General features: G+C 68.1%; 26 protein-coding genes and 1 tRNA gene. 18 read left to right on the forward strand and 9 right to left on the reverse strand.

Features of this window, described 5'->3' with window-relative positions:
- Positions 1-7 precede the first annotated feature (7 nt).
- The 4 genes from BM133_RS05970 to BM133_RS05985 are packed head-to-tail and all read right to left on the reverse strand — an operon-like array spanning position 8 to position 3,473.
- Entirely contained in the window at positions 8-784 is a 777-nt protein-coding gene (locus BM133_RS05970) for a glycosyltransferase family 2 protein (protein ID WP_093432307.1), read from the reverse strand.
- Positions 751-1,551: a lysophospholipid acyltransferase family protein gene (locus tag BM133_RS05975; protein ID WP_256219065.1), complete on the reverse strand. Its 801-nt coding sequence runs from the start codon at positions 1,549-1,551 to the stop codon at positions 751-753. The genes BM133_RS05970 and BM133_RS05975 overlap by 34 nt, the downstream gene beginning before the upstream one ends.
- A 48-nt stretch (positions 1,552-1,599) precedes the next feature.
- On the reverse strand, positions 1,600-2,682 hold the full coding sequence (locus BM133_RS05980; protein WP_093432308.1) for a chorismate transformation FkbO/Hyg5 family protein: 1,083 nt from the start codon (positions 2,680-2,682) through the stop codon (positions 1,600-1,602).
- A gap of 2 nt (positions 2,683-2,684) precedes the next feature.
- A complete protein-coding gene (locus tag BM133_RS05985) occupies positions 2,685-3,473 on the reverse strand; it encodes a class I SAM-dependent methyltransferase (protein ID WP_093432310.1) in 789 nt (262 codons plus the stop codon).
- A gap of 117 nt (positions 3,474-3,590) precedes the next feature.
- Here BM133_RS05985 and BM133_RS05990 point away from each other — a divergent pair, with 117 nt between their 5' ends.
- From BM133_RS05990 to rng, 9 genes are read left to right on the forward strand one after another with little or no spacing between them, the layout of a single operon-like run.
- Positions 3,591-4,322 carry a YebC/PmpR family DNA-binding transcriptional regulator gene (locus tag BM133_RS05990; protein WP_093432311.1) on the forward strand — a complete coding sequence of 244 codons (732 nt, stop codon included), beginning with the start codon at positions 3,591-3,593 and terminating at the stop codon, positions 4,320-4,322.
- A 35-nt stretch (positions 4,323-4,357) separates the two neighbouring features.
- A complete protein-coding gene (gene purD, locus BM133_RS05995) occupies positions 4,358-5,656 on the forward strand; it encodes a phosphoribosylamine--glycine ligase (protein WP_093432313.1) in 1,299 nt (432 codons plus the stop codon).
- A complete protein-coding gene (gene hemF / locus BM133_RS06000) occupies positions 5,656-6,573 on the forward strand; it encodes an oxygen-dependent coproporphyrinogen oxidase (RefSeq protein ID WP_093435081.1) in 918 nt (305 codons plus the stop codon). Before purD ends, hemF begins: the two co-directional genes overlap by 1 nt.
- Complete coding sequence (nadD, locus tag BM133_RS06005) at positions 6,570-7,199, forward strand: nicotinate (nicotinamide) nucleotide adenylyltransferase (protein WP_093432314.1); 630 nt, start codon at positions 6,570-6,572, stop codon at positions 7,197-7,199. Before hemF ends, nadD begins: the two co-directional genes overlap by 4 nt.
- Entirely contained in the window at positions 7,199-7,888 is a 690-nt protein-coding gene (rsfS, locus tag BM133_RS06010) for a ribosome silencing factor (RefSeq protein ID WP_093432316.1), read from the forward strand. The genes nadD and rsfS overlap by 1 nt, the downstream gene beginning before the upstream one ends.
- Positions 7,885-8,352 (forward strand): 23S rRNA (pseudouridine(1915)-N(3))-methyltransferase RlmH, encoded by a 468-nt coding sequence (gene rlmH / locus BM133_RS06015; protein ID WP_042579728.1) that lies wholly within the window; start codon positions 7,885-7,887, stop codon positions 8,350-8,352. The genes rsfS and rlmH overlap by 4 nt, the downstream gene beginning before the upstream one ends.
- Positions 8,349-9,029, forward strand: a complete 681-nt coding sequence (locus BM133_RS06020) for a phytanoyl-CoA dioxygenase family protein (protein ID WP_093432317.1) — start codon at positions 8,349-8,351, stop codon at positions 9,027-9,029. The genes rlmH and BM133_RS06020 overlap by 4 nt, the downstream gene beginning before the upstream one ends.
- A 2-nt stretch (positions 9,030-9,031) precedes the next feature.
- Entirely contained in the window at positions 9,032-9,634 is a 603-nt protein-coding gene (locus BM133_RS06025; protein WP_093432319.1) for a Maf family protein, read from the forward strand.
- Between the two features lie 7 nt (positions 9,635-9,641).
- Positions 9,642-11,168, forward strand: a complete 1,527-nt coding sequence (gene rng / locus BM133_RS06030; RefSeq protein WP_093432320.1) for a ribonuclease G — start codon at positions 9,642-9,644, stop codon at positions 11,166-11,168.
- A gap of 9 nt (positions 11,169-11,177) precedes the next feature.
- On the opposite strand, the gene msbA is transcribed toward rng, so the two are convergent.
- Positions 11,178-12,962: a lipid A export permease/ATP-binding protein MsbA gene (gene msbA / locus BM133_RS06035; RefSeq protein ID WP_093432322.1), complete on the reverse strand. Its 1,785-nt coding sequence runs from the start codon at positions 12,960-12,962 to the stop codon at positions 11,178-11,180.
- A 253-nt stretch (positions 12,963-13,215) separates the two neighbouring features.
- Here msbA and tolB (BM133_RS06040) point away from each other — a divergent pair, with 253 nt between their 5' ends.
- The 9 genes from tolB (BM133_RS06040) to BM133_RS06080 all read left to right on the forward strand — a co-directional run bounded on the left by tolB (BM133_RS06040) (position 13,216) and on the right by BM133_RS06080 (position 20,668).
- Positions 13,216-14,442 (forward strand): Tol-Pal system beta propeller repeat protein TolB, encoded by a 1,227-nt coding sequence (gene tolB, locus BM133_RS06040; protein ID WP_218158345.1) that lies wholly within the window; start codon positions 13,216-13,218, stop codon positions 14,440-14,442.
- Positions 14,443-14,620: 178 nt separating this feature from the next.
- Positions 14,621-15,802 carry a Tol-Pal system beta propeller repeat protein TolB gene (tolB, locus tag BM133_RS06045; protein WP_177224823.1) on the forward strand — a complete coding sequence of 394 codons (1,182 nt, stop codon included), beginning with the start codon at positions 14,621-14,623 and terminating at the stop codon, positions 15,800-15,802.
- A 24-nt stretch (positions 15,803-15,826) separates the two neighbouring features.
- Entirely contained in the window at positions 15,827-16,345 is a 519-nt protein-coding gene (pal, locus tag BM133_RS06050) for a peptidoglycan-associated lipoprotein Pal (protein ID WP_093432325.1), read from the forward strand.
- Positions 16,345-17,094, forward strand: coding sequence for a tol-pal system protein YbgF (gene ybgF, locus BM133_RS06055; RefSeq protein ID WP_093432326.1), 750 nt, complete (start codon positions 16,345-16,347; stop codon positions 17,092-17,094). The genes pal and ybgF overlap by 1 nt, the downstream gene beginning before the upstream one ends.
- Positions 17,095-17,206: 112 nt before the next feature.
- Positions 17,207-17,953, forward strand: coding sequence for a tRNA threonylcarbamoyladenosine dehydratase (locus tag BM133_RS06060; RefSeq protein WP_256219193.1), 747 nt, complete (start codon positions 17,207-17,209; stop codon positions 17,951-17,953).
- Positions 17,954-18,002: 49 nt separating this feature from the next.
- A tRNA-Lys gene (locus tag BM133_RS06065) sits at positions 18,003-18,078 on the forward strand.
- Between the two features lie 231 nt (positions 18,079-18,309).
- Positions 18,310-19,386 (forward strand): putative FMN-dependent luciferase-like monooxygenase, encoded by a 1,077-nt coding sequence (locus BM133_RS06070; protein WP_093432329.1) that lies wholly within the window; start codon positions 18,310-18,312, stop codon positions 19,384-19,386.
- 14 nt (positions 19,387-19,400) lie between these two features.
- Positions 19,401-20,039 (forward strand): CMD domain protein, encoded by a 639-nt coding sequence (locus BM133_RS06075; RefSeq protein WP_093432331.1) that lies wholly within the window; start codon positions 19,401-19,403, stop codon positions 20,037-20,039.
- A gap of 17 nt (positions 20,040-20,056) precedes the next feature.
- Entirely contained in the window at positions 20,057-20,668 is a 612-nt protein-coding gene (locus BM133_RS06080) for an alkylhydroperoxidase domain protein (RefSeq protein WP_093435084.1), read from the forward strand.
- 11 nt (positions 20,669-20,679) lie between these two features.
- On the opposite strand, the gene BM133_RS06085 is transcribed toward BM133_RS06080, so the two are convergent.
- Genes BM133_RS06085 through BM133_RS06100 form a run of 4 tightly spaced genes read right to left on the reverse strand, consistent with a single transcriptional unit; the run spans position 20,680 to position 24,336 of the window.
- The gene (locus tag BM133_RS06085; protein ID WP_093435086.1) at positions 20,680-21,540 is read right to left on the reverse strand and encodes an ABC transporter ATP-binding protein; all 861 of its coding nucleotides are present in this window, start codon (positions 21,538-21,540) and stop codon (positions 20,680-20,682) included.
- Between the two features lie 41 nt (positions 21,541-21,581).
- A complete protein-coding gene (locus BM133_RS06090) occupies positions 21,582-22,364 on the reverse strand; it encodes an ABC transporter permease (RefSeq protein WP_093435087.1) in 783 nt (260 codons plus the stop codon).
- A gap of 59 nt (positions 22,365-22,423) precedes the next feature.
- Positions 22,424-23,293 (reverse strand): ABC transporter permease, encoded by an 870-nt coding sequence (locus BM133_RS06095; protein WP_093432332.1) that lies wholly within the window; start codon positions 23,291-23,293, stop codon positions 22,424-22,426.
- Positions 23,290-24,336, reverse strand: a complete 1,047-nt coding sequence (locus tag BM133_RS06100) for an ABC transporter substrate-binding protein (RefSeq protein ID WP_093432334.1) — start codon at positions 24,334-24,336, stop codon at positions 23,290-23,292. Before BM133_RS06100 ends, BM133_RS06095 begins: the two co-directional genes overlap by 4 nt.
- Between the last annotated feature and the right edge of the window lie 45 nt (positions 24,337-24,381).

Consider the following 24,381-nt stretch of genomic DNA (forward strand, 5'->3'; position numbering starts at 1 on the left):
ACAGGCGCTACTTCTGAAAGGGCGGCGCCCCGCGCAGCTTGCGAAAAATCAACGCGGGCAGCCGCAAGACGAACTCGACCATCAACCGCGCGTGCATCCACGTCAGCAGCACGTTGTCCCGCCCATAGCGAAAGTGCGAAACCCCGCCTTCCTCGGCCGTCAGGTACTTCACCGGCGCATCGATGTTCACGGGCTTGACGCCGCGCCAGGCCAGCCGCACGACCGCCTCGGTATCGAAGTCGAAGCGCCGCATCCACGGCTGGCGCGCCATCACCGCGATCAGATCGGCGACGGGGTACACGCGGAAGCCGTAGAGCGAATCGCCGATCCCCGCGAAGAGCGTCTCCAGCTGCGTCCACCCGTTCGACACGCGCCGCCCGCGCACCCGCAGCAGCGGCGCGCTGGCATCGAACACCGGCCTTCCCAGCACCATCGTCTCGGGCCGGGCCAGCGAGGCCTGCATGAAGGAGGGGATGAGGTCCGCCGGATGCTGCCCGTCGGAATCCATCGTCAGCGCATGCGTGAAACCGGCTTCCTTCGCCATGCGCAGCCCGTGCAGCACGGCGGCTCCCTTGCCCTGGTTCTGCGGCAGCACCCACACGCGCAGGCCCGGATCGCCGGCCGCCATCTGCTGCAGGCGTTCGCCCGTGCCGTCGTCGCTGCCGTCCACCACCACCCACACCGGGCTCCACTGCGCCCGCGCGCCCTGGACCGTCGAGAACAGGCGTTCGCCCGCGTTGTAGCTGGGGATCAGGACAAGGTGGGTGCGCGAGGCGTCTGGCATTCGGGGGACGCGTCGGTGGCGCGCTGCTCCATGTTTTGGCGAAAGTATTGTTCGAGGTCGGCCTGCAGGATGTCGCTGTCGGGCGTCGGCGAGAAGCGCTGGCCCAGCCGCAGGGTGAAGACGATCGGCAGCGGAGGCACGCGCCACAGCGGCCAGCCCTTGCTGAGGTACGGCGAATCGGTGTCGATGAACACCGTCTGGATCGGCGCCTGCGCCAGCTTGGCGATCAGCGTCACGCCGGGGCGAAACGCGTTGAGCGGCGGCGTCACGGTGCGCGTGCCTTCGGGAAAGATCACCAGCTGGCCGCCGCTGCGCAGGTCGTTCACCGCCAGCCGCACCATCATGCGCGCCGATTCGTTGCTGATGTAGCGCGCCAGCCGGGCGCCCGCACCGAGGAAGATGTTGCGCAACAGGTCCGCCTTCATGATGCAGGCGCTGCGCGGCAGGCGCGCCACCAGCAGCAGCGCATCGAGCATCGTCGGATGGTTGGCCACGAAGATCACGCCGGGCTCGTCGCGCATCGGGTCCAGGCAGGTGGCGTCGATGCGCATCATGCCGGTCACCGAGGCGAGCCACCAGAACATGCGGTAGGCGAAGGCGATCGTCATCCGGCCCAGCGTGCGCGCGGGCGCGACCGGCATCACCGGGTAGATCAGCATCGCGACGAAATTCCAGACCAGCGAGATGAGGCCGAGGAACAGCAAGAGCGCGTAGAGCATCAGCGCGAGCGGGATCGCCCAGAGAATGCGCAGCACGCGGGTGATCATGGAGGAATGAATGGTCGGCCCCGGTCGGTCGAGCGAGCGAGCCGCGGCTCAGGCCCGCAGCCGGTCGGCTGCAGCGGCGTTCAGCCGGTCGGCTGCAACCGCGTGCAGCCGGCCCGCTGCGACCATGTGGGCCTCGATCTCGACCAGCAGATCGCTGCGGCAGATGTCGGCTTCCAGGTACACCGCATGGCGTGCCATCGGGGCGTCGGCGCCCAGCGCGCTTTCGATCACGCCGCGCACCGCCTCGGTGTCCGAAGGGTGGCGCACGTACACCACGCAATCCAGCCCGGCGAGCGAGAAGGTCGCCGTGACCCGCTCGTTGGCGGCGGCGACCACGGCGCCGAGGTTCCGCAGCGTTTCGCGCGTTTGCTCCAGCACGTCGCCGTGATGCTGCGTTTCGTGCCCGACGATGCTCGCGGTGCCGGAAATGAAGAGCGCGACGTTGCCGTCGCCGATGTCCGAGAGCGCCGCGCGCGAGAAGGTCGGCGAGCGCGGTCCGTAGGTTTCGGGATAGCGGTAGGCCGAGACCTGCCGCGGGTTTTCGACCGGCACTGGCGCCGCCTGGCCCGCGAGGAACCGGATCGACAGCATGCCCTGGTGGATGCCCAGCGCGCACGCCGCGGGGGCGCCCTCGAACGCGGCGCGGCCGGCTTCGAAGAAGGCCTCCTGCCGGCCGAGGTTGAACTGGCGGTAGCGCTCCAGGCCGCCGCCATCGGCGTTGATCTGCGGCAGGTAGTTCCAGATGCGCTGCAGGTGGGGCGTTCCGGCCTGCTCGAGCGTCTTGAAGAGATCGCGGTAGGCGCGGTGCGCGAGTTCGGCCAGACCCTGCTTCTCGGCGGCTTCATCCAGGTCGATGGCACCAAGCAGCCAGTGCCCGTCGGTGCGCCAGCGCGCGATGCCGGTGGTACCCGACTCGATGTGCGCGCCCGTCACCTGCCACACGTCGGCCATGGCGCCGTGCGACGACAGCACGCGCGCATTGACGGTCGGCATCCATGCCACGCTGTGCGGCGTGCCGTAGCCGAGGGCGGCGAAGGGCGCCTTGCCGTTCGCGGCCAGCGCCAGGCTGTCCGCCAGCGAAAGGCGCTCGACGCGCAGGTGGGAAGAAGAGTTGTCGTCCTGAACTCGCACTGTCAAGCGGCCTTAGCGGTCTGTTCTGGTTTGCGGGCGGTGTAGGAAGAAAAGACACCCAGGCTCGGGTAGCGGCGCACGTCGGTGAAGCCCGCATCGCCCAGCGCCTGCATCACCCGTTCGGGCGGAATGCAGGCCTCGATGGTGTCCCAGTAGTAGCGCCACAGTTCGGAGGTGTTGCTCTGGCGGCCGACCACGCGGGCGATCAGCGGCACCACGGCGCGCATGTAGCCCTTGAGCAGCGCCGTCGCGATGCGGCCCTCGGGCTTGGTGATTTCCAGCACGATCACGCGGCCGCCGGGCCGCAGTACGCGATGGAATTCGCCGAAGGCGGCCGCCACGTCGCTGATGTGGCGCATGGCGTAGCCCATGCTCACGAAGTCGCAGCTGGCGTCGGGGCGGGGCAGGGCTTCGGCCACGCCCTGCAGCAGCTGGACGCCAGGCAGCTTGACCTGCCCCATCATGCCGGCGCTGGGATCCACGCCGGTCAGCCGGCCCGTGGGGCCGATGATCTTGAGCGCCTCGCGTGCCACCAGGCCGGTGCCGATGCCCACGTCGAGCACCTCTGCGCCGGCGGCCAGGCCGGCTTGCTGCAGTGCAGCGCGGCGGTACGAGGGGCCGGTGCCGAATGCGAGCACGGCCTCGATGCGGTCGTAGTCCGCGGCGGTGCTGTCGAAGATGCGGCGAAGGAAGGCCTGGTGCTCTACCTCATTGTTGTAATACAGCGGAAGGGGCGCGTGAGGCGCGAGGGTGTCGGGATTCCCGGTTCCGACGGTAGGCGATGGCGTCATCGAAAGATTATCGCCAAAAGCCCCGGCCCGAATTCCCGGGCGCCGGCGGGCGTTGTGCGCGCCGGACAGTAAACTCGCGGCTTGCTTTGAAAACACAAGACAGCGAGATAGAAAGCCATGGCCGGACACAGCAAATGGGCGAACATTCAGCACCGCAAGGGCCGCCAGGACGAGAAGCGCGGCAAGCTCTGGACCCGCGCCATCCGTGAAATCACCGTGGCAGCGCGCGCCGGTGGCGGTGATCTCAGCGCCAACCCGCGGCTGCGGCTGGCGGTCGAAAAAGCCAAGGCGGTCAACCTGCCGATCGACACCGTCAAGCGCAACATCGACAAGGCCACCGGCAATCTGGAAGGCGTCAACTACGAAGAAATTCGTTACGAGGGGTACGGCATCGGCGGCGCGGCGATCATCGTGGACACCATGACCGACAACCGCGTGCGCACCGTGGCCGAAGTGCGCCACGCCTTCTCCAAGCACGGCGGCAACATGGGCACCGAAGGCTCGGTGGCCTTCCAGTTCAAGCACTGCGGCCAGATCGTCTTTGCGCCCGGCACCGATGAAGACAAGGTGATGGAAGTGGCGCTCGAAGCGGGCGCCGAAGACGTCATTGCTGATGACGACGGTGCCATCGAAGTGATCACCGCCGTCGGCGATTTCGAAGCCGTCAAGAACGCGCTCGAAGCCGCGGGCCTGAAGCCCGAGGTGGCCGAAGTCACCATGCGCGCCGAGAACACCATCGACGTCACCGGCGAAGACGCCGCCAAGATGCAACGGTTGCTCGACGTGATCGAGGACCTGGATGACGTGCAGGCCGTTTATCACAACGCCTTGCTCTCCGAATCCGAATGAATGATTGATCCACAGCGAATGAAGAAGGCCCACGAATGAAGGTACTGGTTATTGGGGGAGGGGGCCGTGAACACGCCTTGGCGTGGCGATTGGCGCAGGCCAACCGGGTCAGCCGCGTGTACGTGGCGCCGGGCAACGGCGGCACCGTGAGCGACGAGCGCTACGACTGCATCGACATCACCGAGCCCGCCGCGCTGCGCGAGTGGGCCATCCAGGAAAAGATCTCGCTGACCGTGGTCGGCCCCGAGGCGCCGCTCGCCGCGGGCGTGGTCGACGAGTTCCGCGCGCACGGGCTGCGCATCTTCGGCCCGACGCAGGCGGCTGCGCAGCTGGAGAGCTCCAAGGCGTTCTCCAAGGCGTTCATGAAGCGCCACAAGATCCCGACCGCCGAATACGAGGCCTTCACCGACGCGGCTGCTGCCCACGCATACATCGACGCCAAGGGCGCGCCGATCGTCGTCAAGGCCGACGGCCTGGCGGCCGGCAAGGGCGTGGTGGTGGCCATGACCGCAGAAGAGGCGCACGAGGCGGTCGACTTCATGCTGGTCGACAACAAGTTCGGCGTGTCACATAACGACGGCGGCGCGCGCGTGGTCATCGAGGAATTCCTGCAGGGCGAAGAAGCCAGCTTCATCGTGCTGTGCGACGGCAAGAACGTCACCGCACTGGCCACCAGCCAGGACCACAAGCGCCTGCTCGACGGCGACGAAGGCCCCAACACCGGCGGCATGGGCGCGTACTCGCCCGCACCGGTGGTCACGGCCGAGGTGCATGCGCGTGCGATGCGCGAGATCATCCTGCCGACGATCCGCGGCATGGAAAAGGACGGCATCCCGTACACCGGCTTTCTCTACGCGGGCCTCATGATCGATGCGGCCGGCCATCCGAAGACGCTCGAATTCAACTGCCGCATGGGCGACCCCGAGACGCAGCCGATCATGATGCGGCTGAAGTCCGACCTCTTCGAGGTGTTCTGGCACGCCACCGACGGCACGCTGGACCAGGTCGACCTGCAGTGGGACCGCCGTGTCGCGCTCGGCGTGGTGATGGCGGCGCATGGCTATCCGCTCTCGCCGCGCAAGGGCGACCGCATCGGCGGCATTCCGCCCGAAGCGCCCGATGCCGTGGTGTTCCATGCCGGAACGACCATGCAGGACGGCGACCTGAAGACCAGCGGCGGCCGCGTGCTCTGCGTGACCGTGCTGGCCGACAGCGTGAAGCTCGCGCAGCAGAGGGCCTACGAGGTCGCGGCGCGCGTGCGTTTCGACGGCGCGCAATACCGCAAGGACATCGGATTCCGCGCGGTCCACGCGCGCAACACGCCCCACGCTTGATGCAGCAAACGAACCCCGCGGCAGTCGGCACCTACCTGCGCGGACTGCAGCAGTCGATCATCGCGGCGGTCGAAAAGGCCGACGGCGGCACCTGCCTGCACGATGCCTGGCACAAGGCGCCGGGCGAGCAGCTGCAGGGCAATGGCCTGACCTGCATCCTCGAAGGCGGTGCGTTGTTCGAGCGCGCGGGCTGCGGCTTTTCGCAGGTGCGTGGGGCCAGGCTGCCGCCTTCGGCCACGCAGAACCGGCCTGAGCTGGCCGGCGCGCCATTCGAGGCGATGGGCGTGTCGCTGGTGTTCCATCCGCGCAATCCGTACGTGCCGATCGTCCACATGAACGTGCGCATGCTGGCCGCGCTGCCCGAGGGCGGCGAGCCGGTCTGCTGGTTCGGCGGCGGCATGGACTTGACGCCCTGCTACGGCTTCGAGGAAGACGCGGTGCACTTCCATACCGTGTGCCGCGATGCGCTCGCGCCCTTCGGCGACGACAAGTACCCGCGCTTCAAGACCTGGTGCGACGAGTATTTCTTCCTGAAGCACCGCAACGAGCAGCGCGGCATCGGCGGCATCTTCTTTGACGACTTCGCCGAGGGCGGTTTCGACAATGGCTTCGCGCTGGTCCGCTCGGTCGGCGATGCGTTCCTGCCAGCGTACCTGCCGCTGGTCGAGCGCCGCCGCCACACGCACTACGACGAACGCGAGCGCGAGTTCCAGCTCTATCGGCGCGGGCGCTATGTCGAGTTCAACCTGGTGTGGGATCGCGGCACGCACTTCGGGCTGCAGTCGGGCGGGCGCACCGAATCGATCCTGCTGTCGATGCCGCCGCTCGCAAGCTGGGCCTATCGCCAGCAGCCCGAGGCGGGCAGCCCCGAAGCCGCGCTGTACAGCGACTTCCTCCCGCGGCGCGACTGGTTGTGAATTCTTCCGGCACGGCCCCGCGCATCGGCGTCTTCGGCGGCGCGTTCGATCCGCCGCACAACGCGCACGTCGCACTGGCCGAAGCCGCATTGGCGCAACTCGATCTGGCCGAGCTTCATGTCATTCCGACAGGGCAGGCGTGGCACAAGAGCCGCACGCTCACGTCGAAGGAAGACCGCCTCGCGATGACGCAGCTGGCCTTCGGCGAGTTGAAGGGCAAGGTCGTCATCGACAGCCGCGAAGTGTTGCGCGATGGCCCGACCTACACCCTCGACACCCTGCACGAGTTGCAGAAAGAGCAGCCCGGCGCCCAACTGGTCTTGATCATGGGCGCCGACCAGGCCAGCGCATTGCCGAGCTGGCACGGCTGGCAGGCTATACTCGGCATTGCTATCGTTTCTGTAGCGTATCGCGCACTATCGACGGGCGACATTGCCCGTTTTGATCCGAACATGCTGCCCAACCTCCCGGCTGGCGCGCGTTTCGAGGCGCTAGAACTGCCTGCCATGGACACCAGCGCCACCGAGATTCGGCGGCGCGCTGCACTGGGCGTGGACATTTCCTCGCTGGTTCCGCCCACGGTTGCACGCTATATTGACCAACACCACCTCTACCGCTCTGCCTGATGACCACTGAAGCCGCCGCCAAGAAAGACACCCAGAAACTCCAGCGAGCCATCATCGATGGACTCGAAGACGTCAAGGCGCAGGACATCCAGGTATTCGACACCGAGCACTTGTCGCCGCTGTTCGAGCGCGTGATCGTCGCCTCGGGCACCTCCAACCGCCAGACCAAGGCGCTCGCCGCCAGCGTGCGCGACGCGGTGCGCGAGGCCGGCTTCGGCAAGCCGCGCATCGAGGGCGAAGACAACGGCGAGTGGATCATCGTGGACTGCGGCGCGGCCGTGGCGCACATCATGCAGCCCGCCATCCGCCAGTACTACCACCTCGAAGAGATCTGGGGCGACAAGCCGGTGCGCGCCAAGCTCGGCGGCGCCAAGCCTGCCGCCAGCACCTCGTCGAGCACGGAAGACGTGAGCGACAAGAAGAAAAAGCCCGCCGCCAAGGAGCCTTCGCTGCGCCGCTCCAGCGCTGCCAAGACGGCGATCAAGGCCGCCGAGCAGGAAGCCAGGGACGAGAAGGCCCGCCGGTCGCCCGCAAGAAAGACTGCCGCCAAGAAGGCACCCGCCAGGAAGACCTCGACCACCGCACGCACGCCAGTCAAGATCATCGGCAAGCCCGCCGCGAAGAAGACTGCGGCCAAGCCCGCGGCAAAGAAGGCGCCTGCCAAGAAGGCGCCAGCCCGCCGCGCATGAAGCTGCTGGTGGTCGCCGTCGGGCAGCGCATGCCCGACTGGGCGCAGACCGCCTGGGACGACTACGCCAAGCGCTTCCCGCCCGAGCTCAAGCTCGAGCTGCGCGCCGTCAAGACCGAACCCCGCGGCTCCAAGTCATTGGAGACGCTCTACGCCGCCGAACGCGAACGCATCGAGGGCGCCATCGCCCGCGGCATGCGCATCGTGGCGCTCGATGAGCGCGGCACCGCACTCACCACCAAGGCGCTCGCGGCGCGCCTGCAGGCCTGGCAAGGCGAGGGCGACGACGTGGCCCTCGTCATCGGCGGGCCCGACGGCCTGGACCCCGCCTTCAAGGCCGCGGCGCACGAACGCATCCGCCTCTCGGACCTGACCCTGCCGCATGCCATGGCACGCGTGCTGCTGGTCGAGCAGCTGTACCGGGCGTGGTCGGTCAACGCGGGCCATCCGTACCACCGGGAATGACCGGGCCGGTCGCCTTGCTCGATGAGGCGGGCTACGCGCTTGTGCCCGCACTGCTGCAGACCGGGCACCTGGACGAGGTTGCAGAGTCGCTGGAGCCCTGGTTGCAGGATGCGGTCGGCAGCAGGAACCTGCTGATGCAGCCGCACTGCCGTGACATGGCGGCGCGGCTCAAGGCCCGGCTCGTCGAAGCCGGCCTGCTGGACGCCGCATCGGTGGCCGTGCAATGCACGCTCTTCGACAAGACGGCCGACAAGAACTGGCTCGTCGCACTGCACCAGGACACATCGATTCCCGCATCGACGCGCTCGCCCGATGCGGTCATGCCCATCGCCATCAAAGAGGGCGAGCCCTATGTCCAGCCCCCGGTCGAAGTGCTGGCATCGCTGCTCGCCGTGCGCGTGCATCTGGACGACTGCGGCGTCGACGCGGGCCCGCTGCGCGTCGTGCCGGGCAGCCACCGTGCGGGCCGGCTCGGCGACGCGGAGGCGCGCGCCTTGCGCGATCTTCATGGCGAAGTGACCTGTACCGCCGCGCGCGGCGATGCCCTGGCCATGCGGCCGTTGCTGCTGCACGCCTCTTCTCGCGCCCGGGCGCCCGTCCGCCGGCGCGTCCTTCACTTTCTGTTCGGACCCGCGCGCTTGCCGCATGGACTGGTCTGGAATCTCACGGAGCCCTGAACTTGCCCGACTTCATCTACCTCGCGTCGCAAAGCCCGCGCCGCGCCCAACTGCTGGGCCAACTCGGCGTTCGCCATGAACTGCTGCTGGCCACGCCCGAAGAAGACGCAGAGTCGCTCGAAGTTGTGCTGCCCAACGAGTCGCCGACGGCCTATGTGCAGCGCGTGACCGCCCTCAAGCTGGATGCCGCCGTCGCGCGACGCAAGCGCCTGGGCCTGGCCGACGCGCCCGTGCTCTGCGCCGACACCACGGTCGCGCTCGGCCGCACCATCCTCGGCAAGCCCGAGGACGCGCGCGATGCCGAGCGCATGCTCGCGCTCCTGTCCGGCAGCACCCACCGCGTGCTGACTGCCGTGGCGCTGCAGCACGGCCGCCGCCGCCATGCGGCGCTCAGCGTGTCGCGCGTGCGCTTTGCCACGATCACGAAGAAGCAGCTCGCCGGCTATGCCGCCAGCGGCGAGCCGCTCGGCAAGGCCGGCGCCTATGCGATCCAGGGTGCCGCGGCCGCCTTCATCGAGCACATCAGCGGGTCCTATTCGGGCATCATGGGACTCCCGATGTTCGAGACCGCGCAGCTGCTTCGCAGCGCCGGTTTCAATACTTAAGAATTCCATGCAAGACATCCTGATCAACTGGTCCCCTCAAGAGACCCGTGTGGCGCTGGTCGAGCACGGCGCGGTGCAGGAACTGCACGTCGAACGCACGCTGGAGCGCGGGCTGGTCGGCAACATCTACCTGGGCAAGGTCTCGCGCGTGCTGCCGGGCATGCAGTCGGCCTTCATCGACATCGGCCTGGAGCGCACGGCCTTCCTGCACGTGGCCGACATCGTCGCGCCGTTCACCCCGGGCTCGCGGCCGAGCGCGCCGGCACCGGAGCGCGACCACCGCAATGGCGGCCCGATGGTGCCGATCGAGAAGCAGGTGTTCGAAGGGCAGTCGCTGCTGGTGCAGGTGATCAAGGACCCGATCGGCACCAAGGGCGCGCGGCTGTCCACGCAGATCAGCATTGCAGGCCGGCTGCTGGTGTTCCTGCCGCAGGACAACCACATCGGCGTCTCGCAGAAGATTCCTTCGGAGCAGCGCGAGTCGCTGCGCACGCGCATGCTGACGCTGATCGAGGCGGCCGCGGCTGCCGACAGCGGCGGTGTGGTGCCGGTCAATACCGGCGGCTTCATCCTGCGCACCAACGGCGAAGATTCGTCCGACGCCGAGCTGGCCGAGGACATCGCCTACCTGCGCAAGACCTGGTCGCGCATCCGCGACGCATCGAGCAAGTTGCCCGCGATGTCGCTGCTGCACCAGGACCTGAGCCTGCTGCAGCGCGTGCTGCGCGACATGACCATCGAGGAGACGCAGACCATCCGCATCGACTCGCGCGAGCAGTTCGAGGTGCTGCTCAAGTTCGGCCTCGAATTCATGCCGCAGGCGGCGGGCAAGCTGCAGCACTACAAGGGCGAGCGGCCGATCTTCGACCTGTATTCGGTGGACGAGGAAATCGCCAAGGCGCTGGGCCGGCGCGTCGAGCTCAAGTCGGGCGGCTACCTCGTGGTCGACCAGACCGAGGCGCTGACCACGGTGGATGTGAATACCGGCGGCTTCGTCGGGGCGCGCAATTTCGACGACACGATCTTCAAGACCAACCTCGAGGCGGCGCAGGCCATCGCAAGGCAGTTGCGGCTGCGCAACCTGGGCGGAATCGTCATCGTCGACTTCATCGACATGGCCCGCGATGACCACCGCGAGCAGGTGCTGGCGGAGTTCAGGAAGCAACTGGCGCGGGACCGGGTCAAGACGACGGCGGGCGGCTTCTCGCAGCTCGGGCTGGTGGAGATGACGCGCAAGCGCACGCGCGAATCGCTGGCCCACATGCTGTGCGAGCCGTGCGCGGCCTGTGGCGGGCAGGGCATCGTGAAGACCGCGCGCAGCGTGGCCTACGACGTGATGCGCGAGATCCTGCGGGAAGCCCGGCAGTTCACGCCGCGCGAGTTCCGCATCGTGTCGTCGCCGCAGGTCATCGAACTCTTCCTCGACGAGGAAAGCCAGCACCTGGCGGGGCTGAGCGATTTCATCGGCAAGCCGATCTCGCTGCAGTCCGAGCCTGCCATCGGGCAGGGGCAGTACGACATCGTGCTGCTCTGAGCGAGCGGCTCAGAGCGTCGGGTCCTGCCCCGGCGTGGCGCTGCGCACCGCCAGCGTCTGCAGGCGGGCATAGAGCCCGTCCAGCGCCATCAACTGTTCGTGGCTGCCTTGCTCGGCAATGCGGCCTTGCTCCATCACGATGATGCGGTCGGCGTGCTGGATGGTCGAGAGGCGGTGGGCCACGATCAGCGTGGTGCGGTTCTGCATCAGGCGCTGCAACGCGTCCTGCACCAGCCGTTCCGATTCGGTGTCGAGCGCCGAGGTGGCTTCGTCGAGCAGCAGCACGGGCGCGTTCTTGTAGAGCGCGCGCGCAATCGCGAGCCGCTGGCGCTGGCCGCCCGAGAGCTGCGTGGCGTTGTGGCCCAGCACCGTGTCCATGCCCTGCGGCAGGTTCTCGACGTGCGCGCTCAGGTTGGCGGCGACCAGGCATTCGTTGACGCGCTCGCGGTCGATCTCCGAGCCCAGCGCCACGTTGGCGGCCAGCGTCTCGTTGAGCATGACCACGTCCTGGCTCACCATCGCGAACTGGGCACGCAGGCTCTTCAATTGCCACTCGCTGGTGTCGTGCCCGTCGAGCAGCACCTGCCCGCCGCTGGGTTGCACGAAGCGCGGCAGCAGGTTGACCAGCGTGGTCTTGCCCGATCCCGAGGGCCCGACGAAGGCGACCACCTGGCCGGGCTCGATGGTCAGGCTCACGCCGTCGAGTGCGCGCTGTTCGTCGTCGCCGCGGTAGCTGACCTGCACGTTGCGCAGCTCGATGCGGCCCGCGGCGTGCGCCAGTTCGAAACTGCCCTGCGACTCGGGCGCGACTTCGTCGACCAGGATCAGGCCGCGTTCGAGCGCGGCGAGGCCGCGCGTGATGGGCCCGGCCACTTCCGCCAGGCGCCGGATCGGCGCGATCAGCATCAGCATGGCCGTGATGTAGGCGACGAATCCGCCCACGGTGAAGCCCTGCTTGCCGCTTTGCCAGAGGGCGATCATCACCACGATCGACAGCGCGAGCGAAGCCATCATCTGCGTGAGCGGCGTGGTGGCGGCCTGGGCGATGGTGGACTTCAAGGCCAGGCGGTTGAGTTTCTGGCTCAGTTGCTCGAAGCGGCGCTCCTGGGCCTGCTCGGCGCCATGCAGCCGCACGACGCGGTGGGCGAGCACGTTTTCCTCGACCACGTAGGCCAGCTCGTCGGTCGCCTGCTGGCCCTGCTGGGTGAGCTTGTAGAGGCGCTTGGAGAACACCTTCATGATCCAGGAGATGCTGGGCACCAGGAAGGCGACGATCAGTGTCAGCTTCCAGTTCAGGTAGACCAGGTAGCCCAGCAGCGCGATCAGCGTGAAGCCGTCGCGCGAAAGCCCGAGCAGGGCCTGCACCAGCAGCATCGCGCCGGTCTGCACTTCGTACACCACCGTGTTCGACAGGGCGCTGGCCGACTGGCGCGTGAAGAGGGCGAGTTCGGCACCGAGCAGGCGCTCGAACAGCACCCGGCGCAGCTTCTGCATGCCTTCGTTGGCGATGCGCGAGAGGGCATATTGGGAGATGAATTGCGCGATGCCGCGCACGGCGAACAGCATCAACACGGCGGCGGGCACGAACCACAGCGGCATCTCGCCGCGGGTGAAGCCGCGGTCGAGCAAAGGCTTCAGAAGGGCAGCCATCAGCGGCTCGGTGATCGCCGCCAGCATGGCCCCGGACAGGCCCACGGCCCACCATTTGCGCGAACTGCCGAACCAGGTCATCAGGCGCGCCAGGCGGCGCATCAGGGGAGGGCGCGCGTTCTCGCTGCCAGGGGGTGCTTGCATGGCGGCGGATTCTACGGGTCGCCCCGGGGACGGCTTTTCGCAGGCGTCGTGTAGGACCGCACCGATGGATAAACGTTTTGTGACGGGGGCGCCGGGCCAGTGTGTAACATGTGGCCCGTTGTGTCGGACCGAAACTTTTCGTCCGAAAACCTCTCCGAACCGCATGAACAAGCCGTTGCCAGCTCCTATCCCAACTCCTTCTTCATCGCTAATTGCACGCCGCACGCTCATTGCGGCCCTTGCTGCCACCCCCATGCTTCCTGCGCTGGCGCAGTTCCGGGTCGAAGTGTCGGGTGTCGGCCTCACGCAATTGCCGATCGCGCTCGTTCCCTTCAGGGGCCAGGACGCCTCGCCCCAGAAAATCTCCGACATCGTCCAGGCCGACCTCGAGCGAAGCGGCCAGTTCCGCGGCGTCGATGCCTCAGGCCAGGCGCTGGACGACGCCTCCCGCCCCGACTGGTCGCTCTGGCGCCAGCGCACCGCCGATTCGCTGGTCGGCGGCAGCATCACCCGGATGGCCGACGGCCGCTTCGATGTGAAGTTCCGCCTGTGGGACGTGGTGAAGGGGCAGGAGCTGGGCTTCCAGAATTACACCGTGCCCCAGGGCGACCTTCGCCTGGTGGCGCACCGCATCGCCGACTTCGTCTATGAAAAGCTGACCGGCGAAAAAGGCATCTTCTCGACCCGCATCGCCTACGTCACCAAGGGCGGCAGCCGCTATGCGCTGTGGGTGGCCGATGCCGACGGCGAGAACGCGCAGGCCGCGCTCGCCAGTTCCGAGCCGATCATCTCGCCTCGCTGGTCGGCCGACGGGCAGCAACTGGCCTATGTGTCCTTCGAATCGCGCAAGCCCGTGGTGTACGTGCACAACGTGTCCAGCGGACAGCGCCGCAAGGTGGCCGACTTCAAGGGCTCCAACAGTGCGCCGGCCTGGTCGCCCGATGGCGGTTCGCTGGCCGTCACGCTCAGCCGCGATGGCGGCTCGCAACTGTTCACGATCCCGGCGGGCGGGGGCGAACCGCGCCGGCTGACGCAGAGCGCGAGCATCGACACCGAGCCGGTGTATTCGGCCGACGGCGGCACCATCTACTTCGTGAGCGACCGCGGCGGCGCCCCCCAGATTTACAAGATGGGCGCGGGCGGCGGCAACCCGGCACGGGTGACTTTCAGCGGCACCTACAACATCTCCCCGTCCATCAGCGGCGATGGCCGGTGGCTGGCGTATATCTCCCGCGTGGGTGGCGCCTTCAAGCTCCAGGTGATGGAACTGGCGACCGGCAATGTGGCGTCGATCACCGACACCAGCGCCGACGAGAGCCCGAGCTTTGCCCCGAACAGCAAGCTGATCGTCTACGCAACGCACCTGCAGGGCCGCGAAGCGCTCATGACGACCACGCTCGACGGAAAGATCAAGGCGCGCCTGGCGGGACAGGCCGGCGACATCAGAGAGCCCGACTGGGGACCGTTCCGCAAGCAATGACCAGAACCAGATGCATCCCCAGAGGTTCGACACGTTGAAACGCACGATTTATTCGCTGGTCGTCGTGGCCCTGATCGCCGGTTGCGCGTCGAACACCAAGCCCGATGAAACGGCGGTGCCCGATCGCAGCAGCAGCACACGCCCGCAAGACAGCGCCAGTGCGGCGAAGCCTGCCGCCGTGGACGCGGGCTTGCTGGTTGCGCTCGTTCCCTTCAAGGGCCAGGACGGCTCCTCCCAGAAGATCTCCGACATCGTCCAGGCCGACCTGGAACGCAGCGGCCAGTTCCGCGGCGTCGATGCCTCGGGCCCGGCGCTGGACGAGGCCTCGCGTCCCGACCTCTCGCTGTGGCGCCAGCGCACCGCCGGTTCGCTGGTCGTGGGCAGCGTCACCCGGCTGGCCGACGGCCGCTTCGATGTGAGGTTCCGCCTCTGGGACGTGGTGAAGGGCCAGGACCTGGGCGGCCAGCGCTACACCGTGCCGCAGGGCGACCTGCGTCTCGCCTCGCACCGCATCGCCGACTTCGTCTACGAAAAGCTGACCGGCGACAAGGGCATCTTCTCGACCCGCATCGCCTACGTCACCAAGGGCAGCAAGCGCAACACGCTGTGGGTGGCCGATGCCGACGGCGAGAACGCGCAGGCTGCGCTCGCGAGCCCGGAGCCGATCATCTCGCCCACCTGGTCGTCCAGCGGCCAGCAACTGGCCTACGTGTCCTTCGAGTCGCGCAAGCCCGTCGTCTACGTGCACAACGTGAGCAGCGGACAGCGCCGCCTGCTGGCGAACTTCAGGGGTTCCAACAGCGCACCCGCCTGGGCGCCGGACGGCAACACGCTGGCCGTCACGCTCACCCGCGACGGCGGCTCGCAGCTGTACACGGTGCCGGCCAGCGGCGGCGAACCGCGCCGGCTGACCCAGAGCGCGAGCATCGACACCGAGCCCGCGTACTCGGCCGACGGCCGCACCCTCTATTTCGTGAGCGACCGTGACGGCTCGCCCCAGATCTACAAGATGAATGTCAGCGGCGGCAACCCGACACGGGTCACCGTCAATGGCACCTACAACATTTCTCCGTCCGTCAGCGGCGATGGCCGGTGGTTGGCCTACATCGCGCGCGTGGACAGTGCCTTCAAACTCCAGGTGATGGAGTTGGCGACCGGCAAAGTTGCGTCCATCACCGACACCGCTGCCGACGAGAGCCCGAGTTTTGCCCCCAATAGCAAGTTGATCGTCTACGCAACGCGCCTGCAGGACCGCGAAGCGCTCATGACGACCACGCTCGACGGAAAAATAAAGGCACGACTGGCGGGACAGGCGGGAGACATCAGGGAACCGGACTGGGGTCCGTTTCAAAAGCAATGATTAGGTTTATTTGAGGAGTTCGAAATGTTGAAACGCACAATTTATTCGCTGGCCATCGTGGCTCTCATCGCCGGTTGCTCGTCGGGCACGAAGCTCACCGACACGCCCGTGACCGACGGCCGTGGCACTGCGGGCCAGCAAGGCGGCAGCGCCAGCGCCGTGACCCCGGTCAATGCCGACCCGAACGCGGGCACGGCACAAGGCCCGGTGGGCGTGGCGCGCATCGTGTACTTCGATTACGACAGCTACACGGTCAAGCCCGAGTTCCAGTCGATCATCGACGGCCACGCGCGCTTCCTGAAGAGCGCTCCGCAGCGCCGCATCTCGATCGAAGGTCATACCGATGAACGCGGTGGCCGTGAGTACAACCTGGCCCTCGGCCAGAAGCGCTCCGAAGCCGTGCGTCGCGCGCTGACCCTCCTGGGCGTGAGCGACAGCCAGATCGAAGCCGTGAGCTTCGGCAAGGAAAAGCCGGCCGTCCAGGGCTCGGGCGAAGAGGCGTGGGCACAGAACCGCCGCGCTGAAATCCGCTACTCCCGGTGATGCCACGCGTCCTGTTGCGGGGCGCGGCGCTGGCTGCCGCCCTGCTTTGCGTCTCGATGGGATCGCAGGCCGCACTGTTCGAGGATGACGAGGCCCGCAAGGCCATTCTCGACCTGCGCCAGCGTGTCGAGGCCATGCGCCAGCAAACCGACCAGCGGCTGACCGACGAAAACGGCCAGCTGCGCCGCAGCCTGCTCGATCTGCAGAACCAGATCGAGCAGATGCGGGGCGACCTGGCGCGCATGACCGGCCAGAACGAGCAGCTCACGCGCACGCTGAGCGAAATGCAGTCGCGCCAGTCCACCATCGACGACAAGCTCAAGCAGAGCGAGCCGTCCAAGGTGACGGTCGACGGCCGCGAGTTCAATGCCGATCCCAAGGAAAAGGCCGACTTCGAGGCTGCACTCGGCATCTTCCGCGCCGGCCAGTTCGCGCAGTCGCAAACGGCGTTCGCCGAATTCGTCAAGCGCTACCCGCAGAGCGGCTACAACGCCTCGGCGCTGTTCTGGCTTGGCAATGCGCAGTACGCCACGCGCAACTACAACGAGGCCATCGCGAACTTCCGCTCGATGCTCTCCCTCGCGCCCGATCACGCCAAGGCCCCCGAGGCCGTGCTGTCGATCGCGAACTGCCAGATCGAACTGAAGGACACGCGCTCGGCGCGCCGCACGCTGGAAGACCTCGCCAAGGCCTATCCGCAGTCCGAGGCTGCGCAGGCGGGTCGCGAGCGTCTCTCGCGCCTGCGCTAATGCGAGCGGAGCCCTCCGCTTGAGCACCCTCACGCCAGCAGCGTTCACGCCGGTTGCCGCGGATGTCGTCACCGACACCGCGGCGCCCGACTTTGCGCGCCGCTTCGGCGGCCTGGAGCGTCTGTATGGCGTGGCCGGCGCTGCGCGCATCCGCAATGCGCATGTGCTGGTCGCCGGCATCGGCGGCGTGGGCTCCTGGGCGGTCGAGGCCCTGGCGCGCAGTGGGGTGGGGCGACTGACGCTGGTCGACCTGGACCACGTGTCCGAATCGAACATCAACCGGCAGATCCACGCACTCGAGGCGACCGTGGGGCAGGCCAAGGTCGAGGCCATGCGCGATCGCATCGCGCAGATCAACCCCGATTGCAAGGTGCTCGCGCTCGACGAGTTCGTGGAGCCCGGCAACTGGACCGCATTGCTCGATGCGGCTGAGGCCGCGAACGGCCCGGCCACCGCCGTCATCGACGCCTGCGACCAGGTAAAGGCCAAGCTGACCATGGCCGCGTGGGCCCGCGCATCGCGCGCGGCGTTCATCACGGTGGGTGCGGCAGGCGGCAAGCGGCAGGCGCACAAGGTCGACATCGACGATCTCTCGCTCGTCACGCACGACCCGCTGCTCGCCCAGCTTCGCCAGCGCCTGCGCAAGGACCACGGTGCGCCGCGCGAGGGCCGCAAGATCGGCGTCGCCTGCGTCTTCAGCCGCGAAAGCGTTGCGCCGCCCGATGCGTCCTGCGCGATCGAAGGCGACGGTTCGCTCAACTGCCACGGCTACGGATCGGTGGTGAGCGTCACGGCCACCTTCGGACAATGTGCGGCAGGCTGGGTTCTCGACAAGATCGCGAGCAACGCCACGCTATAATCTTTGGCTTTGCCGGATTCAACGTCGGCAAGAAGCAAAAAATGGTTCCGGGACGTTAGCTCAGTTGGTAGAGCAGCGGACTTTTAATCCGTTGGTCACTGGTTCGAATCCAGTACGTCCTACCACCGAACCTCGCCGAATACGAAAAGCCCGCTGTCGAACAGACAGCGGGCTTTTTTTCGTTCCGCCTGCGCGACTTGCCGCTGAACCCGCCGCATCGCATGGCCCATCGAACGAACAGGCACTGCGTGCCGGTATGCGCGCAATTCGCATAACCAAGCGCGAAAACCGGATTTCCCTCCTGCCCAGCCGCAGGCAAGACTCGAAGGCTCTGCGACCACCTTCGTCTTTTCCGGATGCCCGGCATTTCCAACAACGCTTCGCGCCCCCTTCGCCTCGGCTTCTTCAGCCGCCTGCTCGACGACACCATGGCCGCCGAGCGGTACCGTCTCGTCGCCGCGCAGATCGCCCATGCCGAGGCCTTCGGCTTCGACTCGGCCTGGGTGGCGCAGCATCACTTTCACGAACACGAGGGCGGGCTGCCGTCGCCGTTCGTGTTCCTCGCCTACGTGGCCTCGCGCACGAAACGCATTCGGCTGGGCACGGGCATCGTCACGCTGCCGCTGGAAAACGCGGTGCGCGTGGCCGAGGATGCGGTCGTGCTCGACCTGCTTTCCAACGGCCGGCTCGAAGTGGGCGTGGGCACGGGCGGCACGCCCGAATCGTTCGCGGCCTTCGGGCTGGACGGCAACGACCGCTCGGCCCTCTTCGCGCGCCAACTCGCCGCGGTGCGCGCGGCGTGGGCCGGCAAACCATTGGCCGGCGGCGACACGCTGTACCCCGCGGGTTCCCAACTGCTCGACCGCATCTGGCAGGCCACGTTCTCGGTGAGCGGCGGCACGCGCGCGGGGGAGGCCGGCGACGGGCTGATGCTCTCGCGCACGCAGCCGCGTCCCGAACATGCGCCCGATGCGTCGCTCGCCGACATCCAGAACCCGATCGTCGATGCCTACCTGGCCGCGCTGCCGCCCGGCCGCGCACCGCGCATCGTGGGCTCGCGCAGCGTGTTCGTGGCGGACACGCGCAAGGAGGCACTGCGCCTGGCGGACATCGGGCTGCGCCGCTCGGCCGCCCGTTTCGCCGCATCGGGACAGGCCGGCCTCGCGGACCGCGCCGGCCCGGATGCCTCGCTCGAACAGCTGATCGCCGCGTACGACGTGCACGTCGGTTCGCCCGACGACGTGATCGCCTCGCTGCGCGCGGACCGCACGCTCGCGCGGGTGACCGACCTGGTGTGCCAGGTGCATTCGGTCGATCCGCCGCACGAGGCGATCCTGCGCTCCATCGAACTGACCGCCACCGTGGTCGCGCCGGCCCTGGGCTGGGCGCGCGGCGAAGGCGTGTCGGACCTTCAATCGCTTGCACTTCTGTAGGCTGGACTTCATCCATGAACGCCACGGCTTCTTCTTCCTCCGTGCCCGACGTCATCGACCGGCTCGCCGGCATCGCGCCAGGCAGCCATCTCGACCAGATCCGCGCGCAGCGCGAAGCGGCGCGCACGAACGCGCAGCAGAGCTATCTCTCGCTGTTCGCGCCGGCCCCGCCCGTGTTCGGCAACTTCGAAGTCGCCGACCGGTTCGCCGTCGCGGCCTTCGTCGCTGCCCTGCACGGCCAGCCCGAGGTGGCGCGCTTCTATGCCGATGCGCTGGGCGGGCAGGGCGCGCGCACCGGGGTGGCCGAGGCCATCGCCATCGAAACGCAGCGAGGCGCCGCGCAAGGGCCCTACGGCCGCTATCCCGCCGGCCCGCTCAGCACCGAGGATGCGCCCGGCCCTTCGTATGCGGTGGGCGCCGCGCAACGGCCGGTGCTCGGCGAGCGGCTGTCGGCCGGCCTCGCGCATGCGCACCTCCTGGTCTTTCATCCGCGCGACGCGAGCCCGGGCGCGCTGCAGGCGCTGCTCGATGCCGGATGGACGAGCACCGAGGTCGTGACCCTGTCGCAGCTCGTGGCGTTCCTCGCCTTCCAGATCCGCGTGGTCATCGGCCTGAAGGCGCTGGCGCAACGTCCCGTCACCCTTGTCGATTGACCGATGCGAGGCACACCATGACCACCGAATCCACGCTGACTCATTCCCACGACACGCATCCGACCGTCTTCACGCAGGCGCAGCTCGAATGGCTGCCCTGGCTGGAACCATTGCCCGAGGCCGAGCTGACCGAGCGGCACTTCGCCGGGCTGGTGGACGCATCGCGCGCCAAGTCGCCGTACTTCCGATTGCTGGCGCGCGATCCCGACATCCTGGGCGCGCGCACCCGCACCGACAAGGACATCTTCTACAACCCCGAAGCCGGCCTGCCGCGCGCCGAGCGCGAGCTCTCGGCCGCTGCGGCATCGCGCTACAACGGGTGCATCTACTGCGCCTCGGTGCATGCGCGCTTCGCCTCGCATTTCTCGCAGCGCACGGAAGACGTGCAGCGCCTGCTCGACGAGGGCGTGAAGGCCGACCTGGGCGAGCGATGGAGTGCGATCGTCGCGGCCTCGGTCGCGCTGTCGGCCACGCCGTCGGCGTTCGGGCCGGAACACATCGAGCTCCTGCGCGCGCAGGGGCTGGACGACCTGGCGATTGCCGATGTGATCCACGGCGCGGCCTTTTTCAACTGGGCCAACCGGTTGATGCTGTCGCTGGGCGAGCCGCAGGAGAACGCGGCCGCCTGAGCGAGGACGCTCTACCAGGCCAGCTGCAGCCGCTGCGGCACACCGCCGACGGGAAGCCCTCCGCGCGGTGGCGGTGGCACCCGCGGCTGCGTTTCGGTGTCCAGGAAATCGCTCAGCACATCGTCCCGCAACCGGATGAACGCCGGGTCGCTCCGGTTGCGCGGATGCGGCAGGTCGACATCGACGATGCGCCGGATGCGCCCCGGCGACGGCTGCATCACCACCACGCGGTCGCCGAGGAACACGGCTTCTTCCACGTCGTGGGTCACCAGCAGCATCGTGATCTGCTCCTTCTGCCAGATGCGCTGCAGCTCGTTCTGCAGCCGCGAACGCGTGAGCGCGTCGAGCGCGCCGAAGGGCTCGTCCAGCAGCAGCACGCGCGGGCGGTTGACCAGCCCGCGCGCGATGGCCACGCGCTGGGCCATGCCGCCGGAAATCTCGTGCGGCCACGAGCGCTCGAAGCCACCCAGGCCCACCAGCGCCACGTGCTCGGCCACCAGTTCGGCCTTTTCCTTCGCGGTATGGGGTGCGTTGCGCAGGCCCACGGCGATGTTCTGCGCGACCGTGAGCCACGGAAAGAGCCGGTGGTCCTGGAACACGATGCCGCGTTCGCGCCCCGTGCCCGAGACGGGTTGGCCGCCCAGCAGGATCTGCCCTTCGTACTGGTCGTCCAGGCCGAGGACCAGGCGCAGCAGCGTCGACTTGCCGCAGCCGCTCGCGCCCACGATGCTCACGAAGCTGCCGGCGGGCACATGCAGGTCGATGTGGTCCAGCACCTGCAGCTCGCCGCCGTCGGACTGCGTGTTGGCGTAGCGCTTGCCGAGGGCGCGGATGTCGAGCTCGTTCGAGGCGGCGAGGGTTGCGTTGCTCATTGGTTCGATGGGTTCGACGGGTTCGATGCGTTTGTGCGGTTTCAATTGCGCCCGGTCCAGCGCGACAAGCGGCGCTCCAGTGCGCGGGCCGACGCGTTCATGAGCCAGCCGACCAGGCCGATCACGAACATGCCGAAGATCACCAGGTCCATCTGGAAATGCTCGCTGCCCTCGATCAGCGTGTTGCCGATGCCCCGGCCAGCCACCAGGAGGTATTCGGCGCCGATGGTCGCGAGCCAGGAATAGATGAGCGCGAGATACACGCCCGTGAAGATCGAGGGCAGCGCGGACGGCAGCACCACCTGCGTCGCGGTCTGCCAGCGCGTGTAGCCGTAGACGCGCGCCACCTCCAGCAGGCCCGCCGGCGCGGTGCGGATGCCGTCGCAGGTGTTGACCACCACCGGCACCAGCGCGGCCAGCGACAGGAACACCACCTTGGCCAGGTCGCCGAGGCCGAACCACACCGAGATCAGCGGAATCCACGCGAACAGCGAGATCTGCTTGAAGGTGTTGAAGCTCGGGCCGACCACGCGGTTGAAGAGGGGCGACAGGCCCAGCAGCGCGCCGAGCACGAGGCCCGATGCCGTGCCGATCAAGAAGCCCGTGGCCTCGCGCGCAAGGCTCGCGCTCAGCGCGCGCCAGAGGCGGCCGCTCGCGACCTGCTCGACCGCGGTGTCGAACACCTTGGCCGGAGAAACCAGCAGCGCCGAGTTGACGACATCGAGCGACGACAGCAGCCACCACAACGCGACGGCCGCCACCGGCAGCACGAAGCCGCGCCAGCGGCTGCGCTGCTCGGGCCGCAGCGGCTGCACGGCGGCCAGCTCGGCCGCGTCGCGCGGGGCGGTGCGTGTCGCGGTACATGTCGCGGTACGTGTTGCGGTCACGGCGCGGCTCCACCGGGGCGGCGACGGTGCACCGCGCCTTCGAGCCGGTCGAGCAGCCGGTCGATGGCGTAGCCGATGGCGCCCACCACGATCACGGCGGCCATCACCAGGTCGAGCTGGAACAGCTGGCGGCCGTAGACGATGAGGTAGCCCAGCCCCTCGCTCGACGCCACGAGCTCCACCACCACCAGCGAGAGCCAGGCCTTGGTGAAGCCCAGCCGCACGCCGGTGAAGAGCGTCGGCACGGCGTGCGGCAGCACGATCTCCAGCACCTGCTGGCGCCGGCTGTAGCCGTACACGTCGCCCACCTCGCGCAGCGCGGCGGGGGTCTGGCGAAAGCCCTGCAGCGTGTTCAGCGCCACGGGCACCAGCGCCGCCTTGGCGATGAGGATGTACTTCAGCGGCTCGCCGATGCCCACGATCAAGAGCACGAAGGGCAGCCAGGCCAGCACCGGGATCTGCACCAGCGCATTGAAGGTGGGCAGCAGGTAGGCCTCGACGCTGCGCGACAGGCCCATGGCCGAGCCGAGCACCAGGCCGAGCAGCGTGCCCGCCGCGAAGCCCACGCCCACGCGCGTGAAACTGGTGCTCACGTGCAGCCAGAGATCGCCGCTGGTGGCGAGGTCGCGCAGGGTTTCCCACACGAACTGCGGCGGCGGCAGCACCTGCGGCGAGATCCAGCCCTGCTCGGCGCCGGTGAACCAGAGCGCCAGGAGCGCGACGGGCAGGAGCCAGGGGAGGGCCGCGTCGCCGATGCGGCGCCAAGGCAACTGCGCCAGAGACGATGCGAACGTGCGCGCTTCAGCGGACGCAGGCGCGTCGTCGCGGGGCCGCAGGACGGCCGTCAACTCCGCTTCGGCACTCATCGGGCCGCGACCGATGCGGCCGGGCCGCCCTTGGGATTGCCCTTCGCGTCGTAGGCCGTCCAGTAGTTCTCCAGCCCTTGCTTCTTCAGCGCGTTCTTCAGGTAGCGCGTGTCGAACCAGTCATCGACCGTCACCTCGCGGCGGATCAGCTTGAGCTTGAGCGCATCGGCCACCACGGCCTTGTAGCGCCCGACGATGAAGTCGTCCGCCAGCGGCGAGTTGCGCAGCGCGAGCTGCTGCTGGTCGAACTCCGACACCCAGGACGCGACCGGCGTGCCGCTGCGCGCCCAGATGCGGAAGAGCTCCTCGCGGTTCTTCTCGTCCGACGACCAGTGCGCCGCGCGCACGAACACGTCGACCACGCGCTGCACTTCGGCCGGGTTGGCCTGCTCGAAGTCGCTGCGCACCAGGAGCGCCGCCTGCCGCGTGTACGACGGGTCTTGCCCCCGGGTGGAATACACCACCTTGGCCAGCCCCTGGTCGCGCACCTTGAACCACTCGTAGCCGCCGAAGGCCGCGTCCACGCCGTTGGACACCAGCGCCGCCTGCGCGCTGCCGGTGTCCAGGTTCACGCCCTTGACGTCGCGCTCGGCGAGACCGTTGGCGGCCAGCAGGTTGATGGCGACGATGTGGCCGTTGGTGCCGCGGAAGATCGAGACGTTGCGGTCCTTCAGGTCCTTGATCGAACGGATGTCCGACTTGGGCGGCGTCACCAGGTAGAGGTTGTTGCGCGCCCCGCTCACCACCAGGAGCTTGGTCTTCAGACCGTTGGAGCGCCCGACGATCGCGGGCAGGTCGCCCTGGTAGGCGAAGTCGATCTGCTTGTTCGAGAGCGCCTCGTTCACCGCCGGGCCCGCGCCCTTGAAGAAGAGCCACTCGACCTTGACGCCCGAAGCCTTGAACTCGTCCTCCAGCCAGTGGTTGGCGCGCGCCACGCCGCCGGGCGAGCCGCCCCAGGTGACGGGATCGCCGCCGCCCGCGGTGGCGACGCCGATGCGGATGGTGTCGGGCGCTGCGTGCGCGGGCAGCGTGGCAGCGGCCATCAGCGCAAGAGCGCCGAGCGGCGCGGTCCAACGGCGCAGGAGCGT

Origin of the sequence: Variovorax sp. 770b2, assembly GCF_900115685.1 — a bacterium.
In the GTDB taxonomy this organism is placed as follows: Bacteria; Pseudomonadota; Gammaproteobacteria; order Burkholderiales; family Burkholderiaceae_C; genus Variovorax.